The organism is Gordonia sp. NPDC003950, assembly GCF_053605205.1.
Window position 1 is genome coordinate 56,729 of the sequence record NZ_JBSGIT010000015.1, and the last position, 21,083, is coordinate 77,811.

The 21,083-nt window shown below is 66.1% G+C and carries 19 protein-coding genes; 13 read left to right on the plus strand and 6 right to left on the minus strand.

Features of this window, described 5'->3' with window-relative positions; genetic code table 11:
* The first annotated feature begins 323 nt into the window (after window positions 1–323).
* From ACWETB_RS14705 to ACWETB_RS14725, 5 genes are all read left to right on the plus strand, one after another.
* A complete protein-coding gene (locus ACWETB_RS14705) occupies window positions 324–1,085 on the plus strand; it encodes a lytic transglycosylase domain-containing protein (RefSeq protein ID WP_449743509.1) in 762 nt (253 codons plus the stop codon).
* Window positions 1,086–1,188: 103 nt separating this feature from the next.
* Complete coding sequence (eno, locus tag ACWETB_RS14710; RefSeq protein WP_348802865.1) at window positions 1,189–2,472, plus strand: phosphopyruvate hydratase; 1,284 nt, start codon at window positions 1,189–1,191, stop codon at window positions 2,470–2,472.
* Window positions 2,473–2,485: 13 nt separating this feature from the next.
* Window positions 2,486–3,127, plus strand: coding sequence for an FtsB family cell division protein (locus tag ACWETB_RS14715; protein WP_449743510.1), 642 nt, complete (start codon window positions 2,486–2,488; stop codon window positions 3,125–3,127).
* 35 nt (window positions 3,128–3,162) lie between these two features.
* Complete coding sequence (locus ACWETB_RS14720; RefSeq protein ID WP_452211885.1) at window positions 3,163–3,687, plus strand: DUF501 domain-containing protein; 525 nt, start codon at window positions 3,163–3,165, stop codon at window positions 3,685–3,687.
* A complete protein-coding gene (locus ACWETB_RS14725) occupies window positions 3,684–4,631 on the plus strand; it encodes a Ppx/GppA phosphatase family protein (RefSeq protein WP_452211887.1) in 948 nt (315 codons plus the stop codon). The genes ACWETB_RS14720 and ACWETB_RS14725 overlap by 4 nt, the downstream gene beginning before the upstream one ends.
* Before the next feature lie 145 nt (window positions 4,632–4,776).
* On the opposite strand, the gene ACWETB_RS14730 is transcribed toward ACWETB_RS14725, so the two are convergent.
* The 4 genes from ACWETB_RS14730 to ACWETB_RS14745 all read right to left on the minus strand — a co-directional run bounded on the left by ACWETB_RS14730 (window position 4,777) and on the right by ACWETB_RS14745 (window position 8,410).
* The gene (locus ACWETB_RS14730) at window positions 4,777–5,280 is read right to left on the minus strand and encodes a DUF4395 domain-containing protein (RefSeq protein ID WP_452211889.1); all 504 of its coding nucleotides are present in this window, start codon (window positions 5,278–5,280) and stop codon (window positions 4,777–4,779) included.
* Between the two features lie 124 nt (window positions 5,281–5,404).
* Window positions 5,405–5,848: a hypothetical protein gene (locus tag ACWETB_RS14735; RefSeq protein ID WP_449743514.1), complete on the minus strand. Its 444-nt coding sequence runs from the start codon at window positions 5,846–5,848 to the stop codon at window positions 5,405–5,407.
* Window positions 5,849–6,104: 256 nt separating this feature from the next.
* Window positions 6,105–7,319 carry a fatty acid desaturase family protein gene (locus tag ACWETB_RS14740; protein WP_449743515.1) on the minus strand — a complete coding sequence of 405 codons (1,215 nt, stop codon included), beginning with the start codon at window positions 7,317–7,319 and terminating at the stop codon, window positions 6,105–6,107.
* 2 nt (window positions 7,320–7,321) lie between these two features.
* The gene (locus ACWETB_RS14745) at window positions 7,322–8,410 is read right to left on the minus strand and encodes a ferredoxin reductase (RefSeq protein WP_449743516.1); all 1,089 of its coding nucleotides are present in this window, start codon (window positions 8,408–8,410) and stop codon (window positions 7,322–7,324) included.
* A gap of 226 nt (window positions 8,411–8,636) precedes the next feature.
* Between ACWETB_RS14745 and ACWETB_RS14750 the strand changes: the two genes are divergently transcribed.
* From ACWETB_RS14750 to ACWETB_RS14760, 3 genes are all read left to right on the plus strand, one after another.
* Entirely contained in the window at window positions 8,637–10,022 is a 1,386-nt protein-coding gene (locus ACWETB_RS14750; RefSeq protein ID WP_449743517.1) for an MFS transporter, read from the plus strand.
* A 131-nt stretch (window positions 10,023–10,153) separates the two neighbouring features.
* Window positions 10,154–13,405, plus strand: coding sequence for a carboxyl transferase domain-containing protein (locus tag ACWETB_RS14755; protein ID WP_452211892.1), 3,252 nt, complete (start codon window positions 10,154–10,156; stop codon window positions 13,403–13,405).
* 86 nt (window positions 13,406–13,491) lie between these two features.
* Window positions 13,492–13,635, plus strand: coding sequence for a hypothetical protein (locus ACWETB_RS14760; RefSeq protein ID WP_449743519.1), 144 nt, complete (start codon window positions 13,492–13,494; stop codon window positions 13,633–13,635).
* Between the two features lie 328 nt (window positions 13,636–13,963).
* On the opposite strand, the gene ACWETB_RS14765 is transcribed toward ACWETB_RS14760, so the two are convergent.
* Both ACWETB_RS14765 and ACWETB_RS14770 read right to left on the minus strand, forming a co-directional pair.
* Entirely contained in the window at window positions 13,964–15,478 is a 1,515-nt protein-coding gene (locus ACWETB_RS14765; protein WP_452211894.1) for an AMP-binding protein, read from the minus strand.
* A gap of 56 nt (window positions 15,479–15,534) precedes the next feature.
* Window positions 15,535–16,014 carry a MaoC family dehydratase gene (locus ACWETB_RS14770; RefSeq protein WP_449743521.1) on the minus strand — a complete coding sequence of 160 codons (480 nt, stop codon included), beginning with the start codon at window positions 16,012–16,014 and terminating at the stop codon, window positions 15,535–15,537.
* A 104-nt stretch (window positions 16,015–16,118) separates the two neighbouring features.
* Between ACWETB_RS14770 and ACWETB_RS14775 the strand changes: the two genes are divergently transcribed.
* The 5 genes from ACWETB_RS14775 to ACWETB_RS14795 are packed head-to-tail and all read left to right on the plus strand — an operon-like array spanning window position 16,119 to window position 20,981.
* On the plus strand, window positions 16,119–16,901 hold the full coding sequence (locus ACWETB_RS14775) for an SDR family oxidoreductase (RefSeq protein WP_452211896.1): 783 nt from the start codon (window positions 16,119–16,121) through the stop codon (window positions 16,899–16,901).
* Entirely contained in the window at window positions 16,888–18,123 is a 1,236-nt protein-coding gene (locus ACWETB_RS14780) for an acyl-CoA dehydrogenase family protein (protein WP_449743684.1), read from the plus strand. Before ACWETB_RS14775 ends, ACWETB_RS14780 begins: the two co-directional genes overlap by 14 nt.
* Window positions 18,120–19,229: an acyl-CoA dehydrogenase family protein gene (locus ACWETB_RS14785; RefSeq protein WP_452211898.1), complete on the plus strand. Its 1,110-nt coding sequence runs from the start codon at window positions 18,120–18,122 to the stop codon at window positions 19,227–19,229. Before ACWETB_RS14780 ends, ACWETB_RS14785 begins: the two co-directional genes overlap by 4 nt.
* Before the next feature lie 52 nt (window positions 19,230–19,281).
* A complete protein-coding gene (locus tag ACWETB_RS14790) occupies window positions 19,282–20,265 on the plus strand; it encodes an NADPH:quinone oxidoreductase family protein (RefSeq protein ID WP_452211900.1) in 984 nt (327 codons plus the stop codon).
* Window positions 20,266–20,306: 41 nt separating this feature from the next.
* On the plus strand, window positions 20,307–20,981 hold the full coding sequence (locus tag ACWETB_RS14795) for a TetR family transcriptional regulator (protein WP_452211902.1): 675 nt from the start codon (window positions 20,307–20,309) through the stop codon (window positions 20,979–20,981).
* Window positions 20,982–21,083 lie beyond the last annotated feature (102 nt).

Below are 21,083 nucleotides of genomic sequence, written 5' to 3' on the forward strand. Positions count from 1 at the left end.
TTTCCGGAGCCTGGCCGGGATACCGGATCACGGGTGACGGCCGTGACCAATGTGGGCGTGGCGCCCGACGTCGGCTCCATGTTCTGACTTTCGGTTATCGCTCGGCCGCGACGGAGGTCCGTCGTTTGGTGAGGCTAACCGATGACAGTAGCGCCTCGGATGGGGAACCGGAACGGTGTGGTCGGAGTTGAGAGTTAAGTCGGGACCATCGGCCCCACGGCGACGCCGCGATGTGGCGATCCGGTGCCCGATGTGTCACCCTGATTCGTTTGTTTGTCCAGGCTGTGAAGTCCACAGGTGTGAGTAGCGGTGAGGTTGCAGTGATGTACGGGGGTAGGGGAGTGCGCAGACGTACCGAGGTGGCGGCATCGGCGGTGCTCGCGGTCATCGGTTCGCTGACGTTGACCAGTTGCCTGGATCTGCCGTCGCTGAACCGACCCGACATCCCCGACGGCATCCCGCCGGCGATGGGCACCCCGCAGCCCTACATCGATATCGACGCCCCCGGACGCACCGCGGCGGAGATGGTGCAGTGGGCGACGCCGATCTCCGAGGCGACCGGTATCCCACTGGTGTCGCTGGAGGCCTACGGCAACGCGGCCGAGATCCAACGGCAGCAACATCCCGAGTGCGGCATCGGGTGGACGACGCTGGCCGGCATCGGTGGGGTGGAGAGCAAACACGGCACCTACCGGGGCGCGCGCATCGCGGCCAATGGCGACACCTCACCACCCATCCGTGGGGTGCCGCTGGACGGTACGCGCGGCAACCTGGAGATCCCCGACACCGATCAGGGGCGACTCGACGGCGACTCGACGCATGACCGGGCGATGGGTCCGTTCCAGTTCATCCCCGAGACCTGGACCCGTTACGGCGTCGACGCCAACGGCGACGGGAAGGTCGACCCCGACAACATCGACGACGCGGCGTTGTCGGCGGCACGGTATCTCTGCGTGTCCTCCGGCGGTGACATGACCACCGCGGCCGGATGGGAGAAAGCGGTGATGGTCTACAACAATTCGATGGCCTACGTCATCAATGTCCGCGACCACGCCAACGCGTATTCGGTGAACGTCCGATACTGAGTCCCCTCCTCGCCGGAAGAATCGGCGCACATGTTCTAGGCTTTGACGCGTACCCGTCGGCGTCCCAAGATGTCGCCGACCCGTTCATCGAAGGGGCTACACCGTGGCAATCATCGAACAGGTTGGCGCACGCGAGATTCTCGATTCGCGAGGCAACCCGACCGTCGAGGTCGAGGTCGTTCTCGACGATGGAACCTTCACTCGTGCCGCCGTGCCGTCGGGTGCCTCGACGGGTGAACACGAGGCCGTCGAGTTGCGTGACGGTGGCGAGCGCTACAACGGCAAGGGCGTCACCAAGGCCGTCGAAGGTGTCCTCGGTGAGCTGGCCCCGGCCGTGATCGGTATCGACGCCGAGGAGCAGCGTCTGGTCGATCAGGCGCTCCTGGACTGCGACGGCACCCCCGACAAGAGCCGCATCGGCGCCAACGCCATCCTCGGTGTCTCCCTGGCCGTGGCCAAGGGTGCCGCCGAATCGGCGGGCCTGCCGCTGTTCCGCTACGTCGGCGGACCCAACGCGCACATCCTCCCGGTGCCCTGCATGAACATCATCAACGGTGGTGAGCACGCCGACAATGGCATCGACTTCCAGGAATTCATGATCTGCCCGGTCGGCGCACCCACCTTCAAGGAAGCCCTGCGGGCCGGCGCCGAGGTTTACCACGCGCTCAAGTCGGTGCTGCACAAGCAGGGACTGGCCACCGCGCTCGGCGACGAGGGTGGATTCGCTCCCGACCTGGCCAACACCGACGCCGCGATCTCGGTGATCGGCGAGGCCGTCGGCAAGGCCGGCTACAACTTCGGTAAGGACATCGTGATCGCGCTCGACGCGGCCGCCACCGAGTTCTTCTCCGACGGCGTCTACAAGCTCGAGGGCAAGGACTACTCGTCCGACGAGATGGTGCCGTACTACGAGAAGCTGGTCGCCGACTTCCCGATCGTGTCGATCGAGGACGGGCTGGCCGAGGATGACTGGGACGGCTGGGCCAAGCTCACCGAGGCCATCGGCGACAAGGTGCAGCTGGTCGGTGACGACCTGTTCGTCACCAACCCGGAGCGCCTCGAGGAGGGCATCTCCAAGGGCATCGCCAACGCGCTGCTGGTGAAGGTGAACCAGATCGGCACCCTCACCGAGACGCTGGACGCGGTCGCCCTGGCCCACAACAACAGCTACAAGACGATGATGAGCCACCGGTCCGGTGAGACCGAGGACACCACCATCGCCGATCTCGCCGTGGCGTGTGCCAGCGGTCAGATCAAGACCGGTGCCCCGGCCCGCAGTGAGCGCGTCGCCAAGTACAACCAGCTGCTGCGCATCGAGGAAGGCCTCGGCGACGCGGCACGCTACGCCGGGGACCTCGCCTTCCCCCGGTTCTCGTTTGGTTCGTGATTAGCTAGGGCCCATGGCACAGGGCTATGGGCGTTCCCGCGACGATCGGCGTCGGCGGGCGAACGGATCCGTTCGGGATTCGCGTTCCACGGAACGAGCCCGCCGCGCCCGCCGCTCGTCGACGTCGCGTCGTCCGGTTTCGGTGATCGAGACCGGCGAGCAGGAGATCCACTCCGATGACGTGGAGATCGTCGACGAGATCACCGAGGAGCGGCCGCGGCCGAGTCGTCTTCCCCGACGTCGGCCCCCCGTCACGCAGACGATCGCCGGACGGGTCCGGCGGATGGATGCGAAGCGGGCGGTGGTTCTGGCGCTGGTTCTCGGTGTCGTGATCGTGGCGTTGGCACCGTCGCTGCGCAACTACTATGCGGGCCGCACCGAGTACAACCAGATCGTCGAATCCAACGCCCAACTGCGTGAACAAGAGGCCTACTACCAGCAGAAGGTGAACGAGCAGGGCGACCCGGCGTACGTCGAGGCGCAGGCCAGGGCGCGTCTGCAGTTCGTGCGCCCCGGCGAGACCCCATTGGTGATGATGTACCCCGGCGATGCGGAGCGGCAGGCGCAACAGCAGGCCGCCGAGCAGCACGCCCGCAACCCCTGGTACGGCAATCTGTGGGAGTCGGTGTCGACGCCGCCCGACGACGACCGGTGAGCGACGCCTCGCCGGGCCGGTAGGGTTATCCACTCGTGAGCATCTCTGACGACGATCTGGCGATCGTGACCGCGCAGCTGGGACGTGAACCGCGCGGAGTGATCGAGGTCAGCTACCGCACCCCCGATGGGCAGCCGGCGGTCATCAAGACGCGACCGCGTCTGCCCGACGGCACGCCGTTTCCGACCCTGTACTACCTGACCGATCCACGGCTGACCGCCGAAGCGAGCCGGCAGGAGTCGGCCGGGGTCATGAAGGAGATGACCGCACGGCTGTCCACGGATCCGCAGCTGGCCGCCGCCTATCGCCGAGCGCACGAGTCCTACCTCGCCGAACGTGACGAGATCGACTCTCTCGGAACAGATTTCACCGGCGGAGGGATGCCTGACCGGGTCAAGTGCCTGCACGTGCTCATTGCCCACTCCCTTGCGAAGGGGCCGGGGGTCAACCCGCTCGGTGACGAATCCGTTGCGCTGGCAGCCGATTCCGGTCTCCGCGGTAGCGTGATTCCGGCGGACTGGCCGCCGTACACCGCACCGGCCGAGAGTGACCCGTCATGACCGTCGTCGGCGCTGTCGACTGCGGCACCAACTCCATCCGCCTGCTGATCGCGCGTCCGGCCGAGGACGGCCGACTCGTCGACATCCGCCGCGAGATGCGGGTCGTCCGACTCGGGCAGGGCGTCGACGCCACCGGCATGTTCGCCGACGAGGCGCTCGAGCGGACGCGGGCGGCTCTGTCTGATTACGTCGACGCGATGGTGGCCGCCGGCGTCGAACGCGTCCGGATGGTGGCGACCTCGGCCACCCGGGACGCGTCGAACCGCGACGACTTCTTCGCGATGACGGCGCAGTTGCTCGGTGCCGTGGTGCCCGGCGCCGTCGCCGAGGTGATCTCCGGAGACGAGGAGGCGCACCTCTCGTTTCGAGGTGCGGTGAGCGAACTCGATTCGGCCCGTGGGCCGTTCGTCGTCACCGATCTGGGCGGAGGTTCCACCGAGGTGGTCGTCGGCGACGGGCATGGGGTGATCGCCGGGTACTCGGCGAACATCGGATGTGTCCGCGTCACCGAACGCGCGTTGCCATCGGACCCGCCGACGGCCGGCGAGGTCGCTGCCGCCGAGGAGTTCATCCGGGAGCGGCTGGCACCGGCATTCGCGGCGGTGCCCGTCGAGCGCGCCCACACCTGGGTCGGCGTCGCCGGCACTCTGACCACCCTCGCGGCCCTGCACCTCGGCTTGACCGAATACGACTCCGACGTGATTCACCTGTCGAGCGTGCCGCTCGACGACCTCGACGCGGTCTGCCGTCGACTGGTGGCGATGACACGAGCCGAACGCGCCGCACTGGGGCCCATGCATCCCGGTCGCGTCGACGTGATCGGCGGCGGTTCGCTGGTGACCATGGAGTTGGCGCGGCAACTCGCCGAGCGAGCCGGGATCACCCAACTCGTCGTCAGCGAACACGATATCCTCGACGGGATCGCTTTGGGGTTGCTCGACTGACGGTCTGTCGCTGGTCGAGCTCCGGGTGCCCGCTGGTCGAGCGGCGGCTGGTGGGTCCGAAAACCCTACCGGGCCAACATCCTTCACCGGACGCGGTCGAACCGGCAGCGCTCAACCCAGTGCAGCGCCGACACTCAGCCGCGACTCACGACACCGGAGCGCTCGGCGTCCGCAAAGAGATGTTGTTGCAGGCCTCGCAAACGTCCTCGGGAATCACCCCGCGACGCTGGAGGAAACTGAAGATGGTGCAGCCCAGGCAGAATCCGAGTGCGAACTCGAGTGTCGCGGCGACGATCAGGACACCGACGACGATCTGCGCGGCGAGACCGAACCCGAGCAGGCTGAGTACCAGCGCCGTGGTGCTGACGGCCAAACCGATGCCCTGCGCGAACCGCTTCGGTGGACCCGGGACCAACTTCGTCTTGCGCCAGACCTTCGGCGCGATCACCCGTACCGACAGCTGGCCGAACGGCGACAGCTTGGGTCCCGACAGCACCCGAAGCAGGAATCCGACCGCCAGCACCGCGTAGAGCGCCCAGTGGTTGACGACGATCGTCACGACGGCCAGCGCCACCACCAGTCCCGCCGTCGAACGGGCTGCGTAATCATTGACCGGATTGGGGAAGGTGAACACCGACGGCGCCGACACACTGACCTCCTGGCTCAAACTGCGTAACGGAACCAAGCTACGTGTGTACGCCAGTGGCACCAAATCTTTGACTCAGTGTGCGTGAAACCCCGAAAGAGCAGGGTAAACGGGGTGAACAGGTGCCTCAGTCGTCGGTGGGGGCCACCGGAGCCTCCATCATCCCCTCGAGAGTCGCAGACTCCCCACCGTCCGGGGAACCCAGGCTGTCGGTGTCGGAATCGAGATCCTCGACATCCTGCGGCACCACCGGGGCCTCGATCGACGCCTCGAGATTGGGCACCTCGATATCGGCCTCGATCGCACCAATGTCGGTCTCGGCGGGTTCCGCATCCAGAAGGTCATCGACCACGTCGTCCACCAGATCGGCGTCAAGGATGCGCGCCTCATCGGCCTTCGCCTTCTGCGCCGCCTCCCGCATCTCGAACCCATCGGTGATGATCTCGCCGATCTCCCGCGCGACATCCGCCACCGCGGACGTGATGATCGTGGCGATCTGACCCACATGAGTAGCAGTCGACTCGACGAGTTCCTGGACCAGATCCTTATTGCGTTCAATGCGATCGACCATGAGTTGTCAGTCTCCTTGTCCCCGGAAACCGCGACGACGAACGTCCACGCGGCAGTCGCCGCTGAGGATACTCGTGTTTGTTGGCGCCGGCTCCGCCGTCGCGTGCCCGGCGGGCCGGCAGCACCGCGTCTTCCTCCTCATCGCATTGTCCTCATCGCATCGTCGCTTCGCTCCTCGCTCCTCGTCGTGCAGACGCACCGCGCCCGCCGGGCGTTGGCTGGTTGGCACAGGCTCCGGCGGGCGTGGTGAGTGGCTCTCAGGCTGCGCCGGCCGGCTTCTCCCGCTCGACGACGACGTTCAGGTCATTGTCGTCGCGGGTCATGAAGTTCGGCAGCGACAGCTTGGCGATCTTCATCCACGTCGAGCCGAGCTGACGCCGCAGCGAACCGGTGTTGTACGGCAGCCCGTGGCGTTCGCACACCTCGCGGACCTCGGCGGCCATCTCGGGGTAGCGGCTGGCCGGAATGTCCGGGAACAGGTGATGCTCGATCTGGTGCGACAGGTTGCCGCTCATGATGTGGAACAGTTCACCACCCTCGATGTTGGCCGAGCCGAGCATCTGTCGCAGGTACCACTGGCCACGGGTCTCGTTCTGGCATTCCTCGGAGGTGAACGTCTGCGCCCCGGTGGGGAAGTGGCCGCAGAAGATGATCGAGTACGCCCACACATTGCGCACCAGGTTCGCGGTGGCGTTGCCCAGCAGGGTTGGGATGAACATCGGGCCCGACAGTGCCGGGAAGACCACATAGTCCTTGAGGACCTGCCGACTTGCCTTGCGCCACATGCCCTTCACCAGGCCCTTGACGTCGCTCCACTTGCGCTTGCCGGCCACGAGGTTCTCGGCCTCGAGATCGTGGAGCATGACACCCCACTCGAAGAGCAGCATCAGTGCCGTAGCGTACCCGAGATTGCCCAGATAGTACGGATTCCACTTCTGGTCTCGCGCCATCCGCAGGATGCCGTAGCCGATGTCACGATCCTCGCCGAGGATGTTGGTGAAGGTGTGATGCAGGTAGTTGTGGCTGTGCTTCCACTGATCGCCGGGACACACGTTGTCCCACTCGAATTCACGCGAATTGTAGGTGTCCTCCCGCATCCAGTCGTACTGGCCGTGCATCACGTTGTGGCCGATTTCCATGTTGTCGAGAATCTTCGACACCGACAACGCGGCCACCCCGGCGACCCACGCCGGCGGGAAGAAGCCCGCGAACAACAGTGCGCGCCCGGTGAATTCGAGGCCGCGCTGGGTGCGGATGATCTTGTAGAGGTACTCACGATCCTTGGTGCCCAGGTCGGCGACGACCCGGGCGCGGATCTCGTCGAGCTCACGGCCGAGTTGCTCGACCTGCTCGTAACTCAGGTGCACGGTGTTCCGGTCCTCCGACGGGGTCGGCGGAAGAACCTGCAAGGCGGGGAGATTCGGGGTGCTCTCGACGATCTCCGGGCTGGTGGGAACGATGTTGGTTGCCATGTCTAAACCTCGATTTCGACGTCGCCGACGGGTGCATTGATGCACAACTGGATCTGGGTGTCGGATTCGGTATCGGTCTCGCCGGTCAGCACATTGCGGGTGCATCCCGACTTCTTGATTGCGGTGCAGGAAAAGCAGATCCCCATGCGGCAGCCCGACTCCGGGGTCAATCCGGCAGATTCGGCCTGGTCGAGGATCGGGCGACCGTCGTTGGTCGCCGACGTGCCCGAACGGGCGAAGGTGAGTTCGCCGTGCACGGGCTCGTTGGGGTCGACGGCGATGGGTGCTGCGAGAGTGAACGCCTCGCTGTGCACACGTGCCGTCGGGTTGTGGGTGTCGTAGTACTCGAACACGGCGTCCATCAGTGCAGCCGGGCCGCAGACGAAGACGTCAGAACCGTCGTGTCCCGCGATGTCGTCGAGATGGGTGGCCGTGAAATGACCGGTGGCACCCTCATCGCCACCGCGGGTGTAGAAGATCCGCAGGTCGAGATTCGGGTGAACCGCGGCCAGGGCGGACAACTCCGCCCGGTAAGCGAGGTCGGCCGGGGTGCGCGCGTAGTGCACGAAGGTGATGGTGTCGCGATAGCCATTGGCCACGAGCGTACGCAGCATTGAGAGTGCAGGTGTAATGCCGCTGCCGCCGCTGATGAAGACCGGTGCCCCGACACCGTCGGCCGGTAGCCTGAAGTCGCCGGATGCCTGGGAGAGTCCGTAGACATCGCCGACGCGGGCGTGTGCTCGCAGGTGTCGCGAGACATAGCCGTCGTCATGAGCGGTGATGGTCAGTTCCACGGTGCCGTCCGGCCCGGCCGATGCGTTGGCGGGGGAGAAGCAGCGGGTCTGTCGAACACCATCGACTACCACGTTGAGCTGGACAAACTGTCCGGCCTCGTGGCCCTTCCACTGCCGCGTTGGCGTGAGGGTCAGCCGCACGGTGCGAGGGGTGGGATGCTCGACGCGGGTCACCCGGGCACGCAGGTCGCGCCAGGTGAGCATCGGGTCGACGAGTTCGAGATAGCGGTCGACCGGATGCGGCGACATGGTGGCCTCGACGATCGAGGAGAAGAGTTCGGGAAAGCGGATGCTCATGGGGCTGGCTCCGTTCGTCACACTCCGTTTGAGTGAACAGCTGTACTCCGAACATTCTGGCATGACCCGGGCCCCGCGCGTCAAGGGAAAACGACAACCCTGACCTCCCGTCTGGTCACAGGCGGCGCGGTGAGTGATTGACATCACTATCGCGGCTTGCGATAGTGGCGTGAGTTGAATTTGAGCTCAACTTCATCCTGGTCCCGCACAATCACAGGAGAGTGGTATGGCAGCAGATAGATCGGCAGAACGAGCACGCGTGGCGGCGCCGACGAGTTCCGATTCCCATGGCACGCGCGCCCACCGAAAACTCCTGACCGCCGGGCTCGTCGGCAGTTCGATCGAGTGGTACGACTTCTTCCTCTACGGCACCGCGGCCGCGTTGGTGTTCCCGCACATCTTCTTTCCCGGTTCGTCGCCGTTCGTGGCAACACTGTTGTCCTTCAGCACGTTCTGGGCCGGATTCGTTGCACGGCCCATCGGCGGTCTGATCGCGGGTCACTACGGCGACAAGTACGGTCGCAAACCGGCGGTGGTCGTCTCCCTGTTCGTGATGGGGGCGTGCACCTTCCTCATCGGCTGTCTGCCCACGGCCGGGGCGATCGGCGTGGCCGCCCCGATCCTGCTGGTGCTGTTGCGATTCGCGCAGGGACTGGCGTGCGGCGGCCAGTGGGGCGGCATCGTGCTGTTGCTCACCGAGTCGGCGAGTCCCAAACGTCGTGGATTCTCCGGGACATTCGGCCAGATGGGCGTCAGTTTCGGTGTGCTGCTGGGCAATCTGATCTTCGTCGGAACCAGCTCGGCGGTGTCCAACGAGGCGTTCCTGTCCTGGGGTTGGCGGATACCGTTCCTGCTGTCGGCGGTGCTGTTCCCGGTGGTCTATTTCATCCAGACCCGCGTCGAGGACTCACCGGAGTTCAAGGAGCTCGAGCGGCAGGTCGCTGCCGGCAAAGAGGTCGTACCCCAGGCGCCACTGCTGGAGGCGATCAGGGGGAGCTGGCGCACCATCCTGCTCGGCTGCGGTCTCCTCGCCGCCACCAACGCCCTGTTCTACATCTCGATCGCCGGTGTGTTGAGCTACGCCACTGCCGCGCTGGACATGAACCGCAACCAACTGCTCACCATGTCGATGCTCAGCTGCCTGATCTCGGTGCCGGTCGTGGCGTGGTCCGGCTGGATGTCGGACCGCATCGGCCGCCGGCCCTTGATCATGGTGGGCGCGGTCGGCATCGTCGCCTGGGCCTTCCCGTACTTCTGGCTCGTCAACACCGCCAACCTCGCCGCGTTCTTCGTGGCGGTCACCGTCGGATCGATCTTCCAGTCGATGACCTACGGACCGATCGCCGCGTTCATGGGAGAGTTGTTCGCCCCGAACGTTCGGTACTCGGGAGCGTCGCTGGCCTACCAGCTCGCCGCCATCACGATCAGCGGTGGCACGCCGTTCATCATGACCGCACTGATCGAGGAGACCGGCACCACGACGCTGGTCGCCGGGTTCGTGGCGCTGATGGGTGTGATCACCTTCGCCTCGGCATGGCGTCTGCGTGAAACCAATCCGGCGTCGGTCCTCAGCGACCCGCGGGCACTCCCGGGACTGGCGCGCGCGGTCTGAGACACGCACGGGCTCCGACGTCCACCGGGTGACCGGTGGACGTCGCGGTGTGTGCCACATGCGGAACCCGCCGTCGACGACCGGGCGGGCTGCGCGAGGATGATCTGACAGCACGAGCGAGGGAGCGTGACATGACGGTTGCGACGCCGGCGACGGTGTTCGTCGCCAATCGGGGCGAGATCGCCTTGCGGATCATTCGCACGGCCAGGGAACTGGGATACGTCACCGTCGCCGTCTACGCAGCAGACGACGCCGACGCCCCACACGTATCCGCGGCGTCGATCGCGATGGGCCTGCCCGGTGTCGGTGCATCGGCCTACCTGAACATCACGGCGATGGTGGCGTCGGCCGTGAACGCCGGCGCGACACTCATCCACCCGGGCTACGGATTCCTCAGTGAGTCCGCCGAATTCGCGCGTGCCTGTGTCGAGGCCGGACTGAACTTCGTCGGCCCGGACGCCGAGATACTCGAGTTGTTCGGAGACAAGGCGGCCGCCCGCTCGGCGGCAGTCGCCGCAGGCGTGCCGGTTCTCGAGGCCACCGGCGGCGGAATCGACGAGGCCACCGCGCAACGGTTTCTGCTCGCTCATCCGGCCGGAATCATGCTCAAGGCGATCGCCGGCGGCGGTGGCCGCGGAACGCGACCGGTGACCGACCCCGCCGATCTCGGTGAGGCATTCCGGGTGTGCACTTCCGAGGCGGAGATGGGCTTCGGCGACGGATCGTTGTTCGCCGAGGAACTACTCCGCGGAGCACGCCACATCGAGGTGCAGGTGGTCGCTGCGCGCGACGACGCCGGGGTGGCACACGCTCTGGCGATCGGCGACCGCGACTGCAGCGTGCAGCGGCGCCGGCAGAAGCTCGTGGAGATCGCTCCGGCACCGGGTCTTGACGCGGACGTGCGGTCCGCGTTGCATCGGTCGGCGGTGACCCTGTGCGCTCAGAATGGGTATCGCGGATTGGCCACCGTCGAATTCCTGGTCACCGGTGATACGTTCGTCTTCCTGGAGGTCAACCCACGAATTCAGGTGGAGCACACCATCACCGAAGAGGTGACCGGAATCGACCTCGTGGAGGTGGGGCTGCGGGTCGCCGAGGGGTGTGCTCTCGACGAATTGGGGTTGCCCGCCGGTGTGACCGCGGTGGGCGATCAGGTGTCGGGGACGGTGGCATCAAGCCACGGAATCGCGATCCAGGCTCGCATCAATACCGAGACCATCGGACCCGATGCGGCCACCACCCCCGATTCCGGTGCGTTGACGGTGTTCTCGCCACCGACCGGCCCCGGGATCCGCGTCGATACCTATGGCCGTCCCGGTTTGGTGATCAGCCCACGCTACGACTCGTTGCTGGCCAAGGTGATCGGCCACGTACGTCACGACGATTTCGCCGCAGCCGTCCGCAAAGTCGACGCCGCGTTGGCGGACTTTGCCATCGACGGTGTCTCGACCACGATTGCGGTGCTGCGTGCGGTGTTGGCAGACAAGGAGTTCGGCGCGGGTGCTGTCGGCACCGACTACCTCGAGCGTCGAATCGCAGACTTGGTACCGGAGGAGTCGCTCGCCGATGGTCCATCGGTGTGTCGGGACCAGGTGCAGGTCGGGGCGGACGAGCAGGTACTGACCGCGCCGATGGCCGGAGTGGTGGTCGATCTGCCGACCGTCGGCACCGTCATTCCCGCGCATGCGCCGATCGTGGTCCTCGAAGCGATGAAGATGGAACACGTTGTGTCGCTGCCCCATTCGGTTGAAATTCGACGGGTGCTGGGCGTCCCTCACCGGGCGGTACCTGTTGGTGAGTCATTGGTGATCCTGGCCGGCGTTGATGGGGCCGTCGCGGTCGATGTCGATGTGATCGATCCCGACGAGGTCCGCGAGGATCTCGCCGAGATCCTTCGACGACACGATGTCACCCGGGACGACGCTCGTCCCGAGGCGGTGGCTAAGCGACATGCCCAGGGGCGTCGCACGGCGCGTGAGAACATTTCCGATCTGGTCGACGAGGGAAGTTTCACCGAGTACGGTGCGTTGGCGTTGGCCGCCCAGCGCACCCGTCGCAGTGAAGAGGACCTGGTCGCCAACACACCGGCCGACGGCCTCGTGGGCGGTGTGGCCACGATAGGTGCCGATCAGGTGGGTGCGGCGACCGCGGAGGCGGTGGTGATCTCGTATGACTACACCGTCCTCGCCGGTACCCAGGGGATGCGCAATCACGCCAAGACCGACCGTCTACTCGAGATCGCCAGGCGCAAGCGGATTCCGTTGGTGCTTTTCGCCGAAGGTGGTGGCGGTCGTCCCGGCGATACCGATGCGCTCGGCGCCGCGGGACTGGAACTCGATACCTTCCGCTCGATGGCCGGATTGCGCGGCGTCGTTCCCACCGTGGCCATCGTGTCGGGGCGATGTTTCGCCGGGAACGCCGCTCTGGCCGGTGCGTGTGATGTTCTCATCGCCACCCGCGACGCCAACATCGGCATGGGCGGGCCGGCGATGGTCGAGGGTGGCGGACTCGGTGTGTTCCGGCCCGAGGAGATCGGACCCGTCGATGTGCAATCGCGAAACGGAGTGGTCCACGTCGCGGCGCGCGACGAGGCCGACGCCGTCGCCATTGCACGACGATACCTCTCGTATTTCCAAGGGGATCGTGACGAATGGGAGGCACCCGATGTACGCCTGGCCCGACATGTGGTCCCGGAGAATCGGTTACGCGCCTACGCTATCCGATCCGCCATCGATGCGGTGGCCGACGTCGGATCGGTACTCGAGTTGCGGCGTGACTACGGCGTCGGCATGGTCACCGCACTGATCCGGGTCGAGGGTGTGGCCTACGGTGTCCTTGCAAACTCCAATGCGCACCTGGGTGGTGCGATCGATGCCGAGGCCGCGGATAAGGCCACCGAGTTCCTCGGGCTCTGCGAGGCGCACCGACTTCCTGTTGTGACACTCTGCGACACACCGGGTTTCATGGTCGGTCCCGAATCCGAGAAGGACGCCACGGTGCGCCGGTTCGGGCGCATGTTCATTGCCGGGGCGCGACTGACGGTCCCGTTCGGCATGATCATTCTCCGCAAGGGCTACGGTCTCGGCGCGATGGCCATGGCCGGCGGCTCGTTCCACGCACCCGAGTTCACGGTGGCGTGGCCGACGGGTGAGATCGGCGCCATGGGTTTGGAAGGCTCGGTGCGGCTGGGATTTCGGAAGGAACTCGAAGCGGTGACCGATCCTGGCGAGCGTGCTGCGCTCTTCGACGAGCTCCTCGCCGGGGCGTACGCACATGGTAAGGCGCTGCAGTCGGCCACCACCTTCGAACTCGACGACGTCATCGATCCGGCGACCTCACGTGAGTGGATTCGACAACTGGCGAGATCACGGAACCGCCACTGACCTGAGGTTGACGGGGGTGCGGCCGCACATCCTGTCGCTGGTCCAGCCCATCTGCTGGTCGAGCCGCCCGTCCCGTTGGTCGTGTCGTGGATGGTGATCCGCGTACGCGACGCATGATCCAGCCCGGCAGTGGTGTCGGGGTCGTCGGGATCGTCGGTGATCGCAACACCGTCTCCGTCGAAGACGACCAGTTCGATCTCCCCGGTATCGGTGACACCAGATACCTCTGAGCGCTCGCCGCCCACGGCGTCGGGACCATCCCGCTGATCGAGCGGTCGAGGCTTGACGGGATCGGATTGGGCAGCGCCTGAATCGTATTCGTCGACGCCTGGTCGGTTCGGTCGGTGACCCGCCCTCGTGGTCGCACTCGCTGTCAGCGTCCGAACTTGCCGAGTCGTCGATGTCGGCGGCGTCGGCTACGGGCGTCGTTTCGGCGGAGCTCAACGCGGCGGTTGGCGCTCTGCCCGGCTCGACCGGCGGTCTAGTGTCTCGGCCGACGGGTGGGACACGCGACGGGCGCGGGTGTGCCTGAACGCGGGCGGGGAGAGTGATCGGGACTCAGCCGGCGGATGAGTGCGCGACCGGCCGGCGAAGTGTGGTTCGGTCGATCTGTCGTTTGAGGATCTTGCCGGTGGAGCCCTTGGGTAGGGCGTCGGTGAACGCGACGATTCGCGGAATCTTGTACGCGGAGAGTCGCTCCCGGCACCACGCGGTGATCTCTTCGCCGGTGACGGCCGCGTCGGGTCGAAGGGCCACGACTGCTGCCACTTCCTCGCCGTAGTGATCGTCGGCGATCCCGATGACGGCCGCCTCCACAACGTCCGGGTGCGCGTACAGCACTTCTTCGACCTCGCCGGGATACACGTTGTACCCGCCCCGGATGATGAGATCTTTGACGCGGTCGACGATCCGGAGATCGCCGTCGTCGTCGAACGCGCCGAGATCGCCGGTCCGGAACCAGCCGTCCGGTGACAGAACGGCCGCGGTGGCTTCGGGCATCTGCCAATAGCCCTTCATCACCGTGTCGCCCTGGATGAACACCTCGCCGACAATGCCGTTCGCGCAGCGATTTCCATCGCTGTCGCGGATTTCAATCGCGGTACGTGGCGCCACCGCTCCGGTGGATCCGATCTTTGCGCCGCGATCGATGTCGTTGAACGTCGCCATCGCCGTCGTCTCGGTCAAGCCGTATCCCTCGAGGAGGGTGCAGTCGAATCGCTTCTCAAACGCCGTCGCGATGTCGCCGGGCAATGATGCGCCGCCCGACACCGCCACCCGCAACTGTGCGAAGTCGGCGGCGGAGTCGTCGGGGACGTTGTGCAGCATGGCATTCCACATGGTGGGTACACCACACATGATGGTGAGACGGTCGCGACGCAGCATCTCGAGCATTCCGTCGGGAGTGAACCGCGGCAGGAGTGAGATCGCTGCGCCCGAGGTGAAACCGGCCATCATCACCGAGGCCTGGCCGAACACGTGGAACAGTGGCAGGCCGGTGCCGATGCGGTCATCGGCGGTACCGCGACTCAAGGACGCCGCGATCTGGCCCGCCGCAAGGAGATTGCCCACGGTCAATTCCGCGCCCTTGGGCTTCCCGGTGGTGCCCGAGGTGTACAGGATCGCCGCGGTGTCCTCGGGCTCGCGGTCGGCGGGAGCGTCGATGCGACGGTCGCCGGACGGTGCGCCGGGCAGGAGGTCGATCACGTCCACGTCAACGGCGTGGGCGGCGTCGGAGACCGCCTGGCCGAGCTCGTGCCATCGAATGGCGAGTGCAGCAGAGGAATTGACCAAGAAGTACTCGATCTCCGCCGCGGTCGACATGGTGTTCACCGTGATGACGGTCGCGCCGAGCGCCTGCACGCCGAGATAGGCGACGGCGAACTCGGGCACCGACGGTGCGGCGAGAAGTACCCGGTCACCCGGGCGCACTCCCGCTGTGAGGAGACCGCCCGCATACGTCAGCGTCGTCTCGTACAGATCGCGATAGGACCAGCGCGTCCCTTCCGCGCGGAGCGCGACCGCTTCCGGGGTGGTGACGGCGTGGTGGCGGACAGGGTCGAGGACTGAAGGCATAGCGGGTACTCCGATGAATTGGCGAGATCAGAATTGGTGAATCGTACTGGCGGCCATCAGGAATCGGCGGCGACGACCCGGCCGAGAGACTCGGCCACCATCACCGGCTTGTCCGATCCCTCGCACTCGAGGATCTGCGAGGTGACCACTTGAATCCCGCCGGTAACCTCGTCGGCCGAGATAACCGACACCCGCATGCGTACGCGAGAACCCACCGGCACGGGTGCCGGAAAGCGAACCTTGTTGTAGCCGTAGTTCAATGAATGCGCAAAGCCGTCGAACCGCAGCAGTTGCCCTGACAGATGCGGGCCGAGCGACAGGGACAGCAAGCCGTGGGCGATGGTCGTTCCGAGTGGACTCCCCGCGGCGCGGGCCGGATCGATGTGAATCCACTGATGGTCATCGGTGGCGTCGGCAAACGCGTTCACCCGGTTCTGACTCACCTCGTACCACGGTGTGGGTCCCAGTTCGACGCCGATCAGTGATCGCAGGTCGGCGGCGTTGGCGGGCCGGACGGGCAGTGTGAGTGCGGGCATGGACGCCTCCTGTGTGGGTGTGGGGATGCCATGAGTTGAACTTGATTCCGACTTCAACTATAGATGATGGAGAGACCCAGGTCACTGTTGAAAGGTGAAATTGCATGTCGCTCGCAGATCTGACAGGCCGGACCGCGGTGGTCACCGGCGCGTCGCGCGGGATCGGATTCGCCGCCGCCACAGCTTTGGCCGCGGCGGGTGCCAATGTTGTGGTGACGTCCCGAAAGGCCGACGCGGCTGAGGCCGCCGCGTTGGAGATCGGACCGGACGTGCTCGGCATCGGTGCGCACGCGGCCGAGGAGGACCAGGCCCGCGCGTGTATCGAGAAGACAATCGAGTGCTTTGGCTCCGTTGACATCCTGGTCAACAACGCGGGAAGCAACCCCGCGTACGGGCCGCTGATCGCACAGGACCACGCGCGGTTCGCCAAGATCATGGACGTCAATGTCTGGGGCCCACTGATGTGGACGGCCATCGCCGTCGAGAAGTGGATGGGGGAGCATGGCGGCTCGGTGATCAACACCGCCTCCATCGGCGGTCTCGGTCACGAGCCGATGATCGGGCTCTACAACACGACCAAAGCCGCTCTGATCTATGCGACCAAACAACTGGCACTGGAACTCTCACCTCGAGTCCGGGTCAACGCCGTCGCACCGGGCGTTGTGCGCACCCGCCTGGCCGAGGCGCTCTGGAAGGAGCATGAGGCCCAGGTGGCCGACGCGACTGCTCTCGGCCGCATCGGTGAACCCGACGACATCGCCTCCGCCATCACCTATCTCGCCTCCGATGCGGCGTCCTGGATGACCGGCGAAATCATGATCGTCGACGGGGGTCAGCATCTCGGGGATGCCGCGCCGTATCGATCCGACGCCCTTGCCGCACACTGACAACCGCTGCACGACATCAGGAGACCTCGTGGACCAGTCTGCCGAAGCGGTCGAGACCGAACTGCGCACCCGGGTGATGGAACTCCTCGACACGCACGACCCGGCCACCACGCCGGCAGCCGACTTCCTGGGTGCGCGATTCGACGCCGGGCTGGCCTGGGTGCACTTTCCGAAAGGGCACGGCGGTCTGGGTATTGCGCAGAGCCACCAGGCGCAGGTCGACGCCGCCGTGGATGCGGCCGGTGCACCGGGACCTGCCAAGGCGCGCAACGGGATCGGACTGGGAATGGCCGCGCCGACCATCGCCGCGCTCGGCACCGAGGAACAACGCGCCAGGTTCCTGCGTCCGCTCTACACCGGTGAACACATCTACTGTCAACTCTTCAGCGAACCCGGTGCCGGGTCCGACCTCGCCGCGGTCGCCACGCGCGCCGTCCGGGACGGAGACGAGTGGATCGTCAACGGGCAGAAGGTCTGGACTTCCGGCGCGCACAACGCCCAGCGCGCCATACTGGTGGCACGCACCGACCCGTCGGCGCCCAAACATGCCGGGCTGACCTACTTCATCGTCGACATGGCCGACCCCGGTATCGAGATCCGGCCGCTGCGTCAGATCACCGGCGAAGCCGAGTTCAACGAGGTGTTCCTCACCGACGTTCGCATCCCGGACGCCAACCGCATCAGCGACGTCGGTAACGGTTGGCGGGTGGCCACCACGACGCTCAACAACGAGCGCGTCGCCATCGGTTCGGGTGCGCCACGCGAAGGCGGCATGATCGGCAAGCTCACTGACCGCTGGCGTGTCGACCCCGATGTCCGCGATCCGTCGAAACTCGACACCCTGATGCGCCTCTGGGTCGATGCCGAGGTCACCCGACTCACCGGTGAACGACTCCGCGGTCAACTCGCAGCGGGTCAACCCGGACCCGAGGGATCGGCTATGAAGCTGGCCTTTGCCCGTCAGGCCCAACAGATCTCGGGCTTCGATCTCGAGATCTCCGGTGCCGCCGGCCTGCGCTACGACGACTGGTCACTGCGCCGACCCGAGAGCGTGGACTTCACCGGTCGTGACGCCGGTTACCGCTACTTGCGCGCCAAGGGTAATTCGATCGAGGGCGGAACCTCGGAGATCCTGCGCAACGTCGTCGCCGAGCGCGTACTGGGTCTGCCCCCCGAACACCGCGTCGACAAAGACGTCGCCTGGAAGGACCTGCCGCGATGATCGCCCAGCCTGCCGCAGCCGATCTCGACTACTCCGACACCGAAGTCGCGCTGCGAGATTCGGTGCGTCGGCTGTTCGCCGACCGTCTCCCGACCGACGTCGTGATGGGCTCCTATGACAACCCGGCGCCCGACGTCAGCGGAGTGTGGAAGACCCTCGCCGTCGACCTCGGGCTCGCCGGCCTCCTCGTTCCGGAAACCCTCGGCGGCGCAGGGGCATCCGCGCGCGAGGCGGCCGTCGTCTGCGAGGAGATCGGCCGAGCCGTCGCTCCGGTGCCCTACCTCTCGTCGGCGGTACTGGCGACACTGGCACTGCTCACTGCCGGTGACACCGACACCGTTGCGCGACTCGCGGAGGGTGCGATCACCGCGGCCCTCGTGGTGCCGTTCTCGGCGGCGTACGTCGACCCGGTGGTGAGCACGCACGACGGCACCGTGTCCGGGCGCGTCGACACCGTCACCGGTGCCGCGGAGGCCGACATCCTGGTGATCCCGGCAACCGGCGATGCCGGCACCGAACTGCATGTGGTGGAGACGAATTCGCCCGGTGTGCAGGTACGTCCGGTCCTCGCCCTCGACATGACCCGTCCGCTGGCGGATGTGGAGTTCACCGCCGCCCCCTCCCGGCGCGTCGACACACGCGATCCCGATCATGCGCTCCGCACCGCAATGCGGACGGCCTCGGCGTTGCTGGCCTCCGAACAGTTGGGGGTCGCCCAGTGGTGCTTCGACACCACGCTGGCATATGTGAAGGATCGCAGGCAGTTCGGCCGTCAGATAGGCTCCTACCAGGCGATCAAGCACCGAATGGCCGATCTGTGGCTGGAGGTCAGCTCGGCGGGTGCCGCGGCCCGCTACGCCGCCGACACCATTGCCCGCGCCGACGACGACGCCGGAATCGCCGCGCATGTCGCGGCGTCATACTGCGGCGATACCGCGGTCAGGGCCGCCGAGGAATGTGTGCAACTGCATGGCGGGATCGGCATGACGTGGGAGTACCCCGCGCACCTGTACCTCAAGCGCGCGAAGGCCGATCAGATCGCACTCGGCGACGGCTACTGGCATCGGGCCCGCCTTGCCGAACTCGTCGGCCTGCCCCCGAACTGACCCGGCACCACGAATAACAGATCCACGCACCACCTTTCGAGGAGACACCCTGATGAAGAGCTGGCGAGTACACCACCTCGGCGAACCCGCCGACGTCCTGCGTCTCGATGAGATCGATGAACCCACGCCCGGACCCGGCCAGGTGAAGGTGAAGATCCTTGCCGCACCGGCCAACTTCCCCGACGTGCTGCTGTGTCGAGGCGAGTACCAGATCAAGCCGCCGTTGCCGTTCACACCGGGTGTCGAATTGTGCGGTGAGGTCGTCGAGATCGGCGACGACGTCACCCGCGCGGTCGTCGGAGACCGCGTCGTCGGCACGCCGATCTTGCCTGGCGGCGCCTTCGCCGAATACGCGCTGATGCAGCAGAGATCGGTCTTCGCCGCGCCCGGTGCGCTCGACGACGCGGAGGCCGCAGCCCTGACCATCGGCTACCAGACCGCCTGGTTTGCCCTGCACCGCCGCACCCAGATCTCGGCCGGCGATGTCCTGCTGGTACATGCCGCGGCCGGTGGCGTGGGCAGTGCCGCCGTCCAACTCGGCAAGGCGGCCGGAGCCCGCGTCGTCGGAGTGGTGGGCGACGACCGGAAGGAGCAGTACGTCCGTGAACTGGGTGCCGACCTCGTCGTCAACCGGCGTACCGAGGACTTCGTCGCCGCGGTCAAGGAATTCACCGATGGACACGGCGCCGACATCGTCTTCGACCCCGTCGGCGGCGACGCATACGCGGGCTCGACGAAGTGCATCGCATTCGAGGGCCGGATCGTCGTGATCGGATTCGCCGGCGGCACCATTCCGCAACCGGCGCTCAATCACGCGCTGATCAAGAACTACTCGATCGTCGGGCTGCATTGGGGGCTCTATCAGACCAAGAATCCGGAGGTCATCGACGATTGCCATGCCGAGCTACTGCGACTGGCCGACAAGGGCCTGGTCACACCGCTGATCTCGGAGCGACTCGCGTTCACCGATGTGGCCGATGGTCTGAGTCGACTCGGTGCGGGCACCACCGTCGGACGCCTGGTCTTCCTGCCCTGAGCTGCTCCGGGCGCCGGCACGCGCCGCGATAGACTCACCCGGTGACCCGAACCCGACGTACTTCGACGCGCGCCGCGCGGGATTCGGACACCGAGAGCCGCGCCGACAAAAAGAGCCGGACACGGCAGGCGCTGCTCGACACCACCCTGGAGCTGGTGAGTGAACGTAGCTTCGCCACCATCAGCCTGCGTGAGGTCGCCCGAGGCGCCGGTATAGTGCCGACCGCGTTCTATCGGCACTTCGCCTCGATGGAGGATCTCGGCGTCACCCTGGTCGAGGACTCGATGCGTATCCTGCGCCGAACCCTGCGGGAGGGCAGGCGTGACCTCGCGGCGCGGCAGGCGTTGCCGACCGCACAGAATTCACTGGCCATACTGCTGCGGCACGTCCATGACAACGAGACCGCGTTCCGCTTCCTGGTCCGGGAGCAGCACGGCGGTGTCGCCGAGATCCGTCGCGCCATCGACACCGAGTTGCGGCTCTTCTCCAAGGAACTGGCCATCGATTTGTCGCGGCTACCCGATCTCGCGCAGTGGCAGCCGCAGGACCTCGAACTGGCCGCCGAACTCATCGTCACGATCATGCTCACCGCCGTCGCCGACCTGCTTGACGGTGATCGCCGCGGACGCGACGCCGAACAGGAGATCGTCACTCGCACCGAACGGCAACTGGTGATGGTCTTTCTCGGCATGGGGCGTTGGCGCCCGGAACAATGATTGTGCGTTGGCGCCCGGAACAATGATTGTGCGTTGGCGCCCGGAACAATGATTGTGCGTTGGCGCCCGGAACAATGATTGTGCGTTGGCGCCCGGAACACG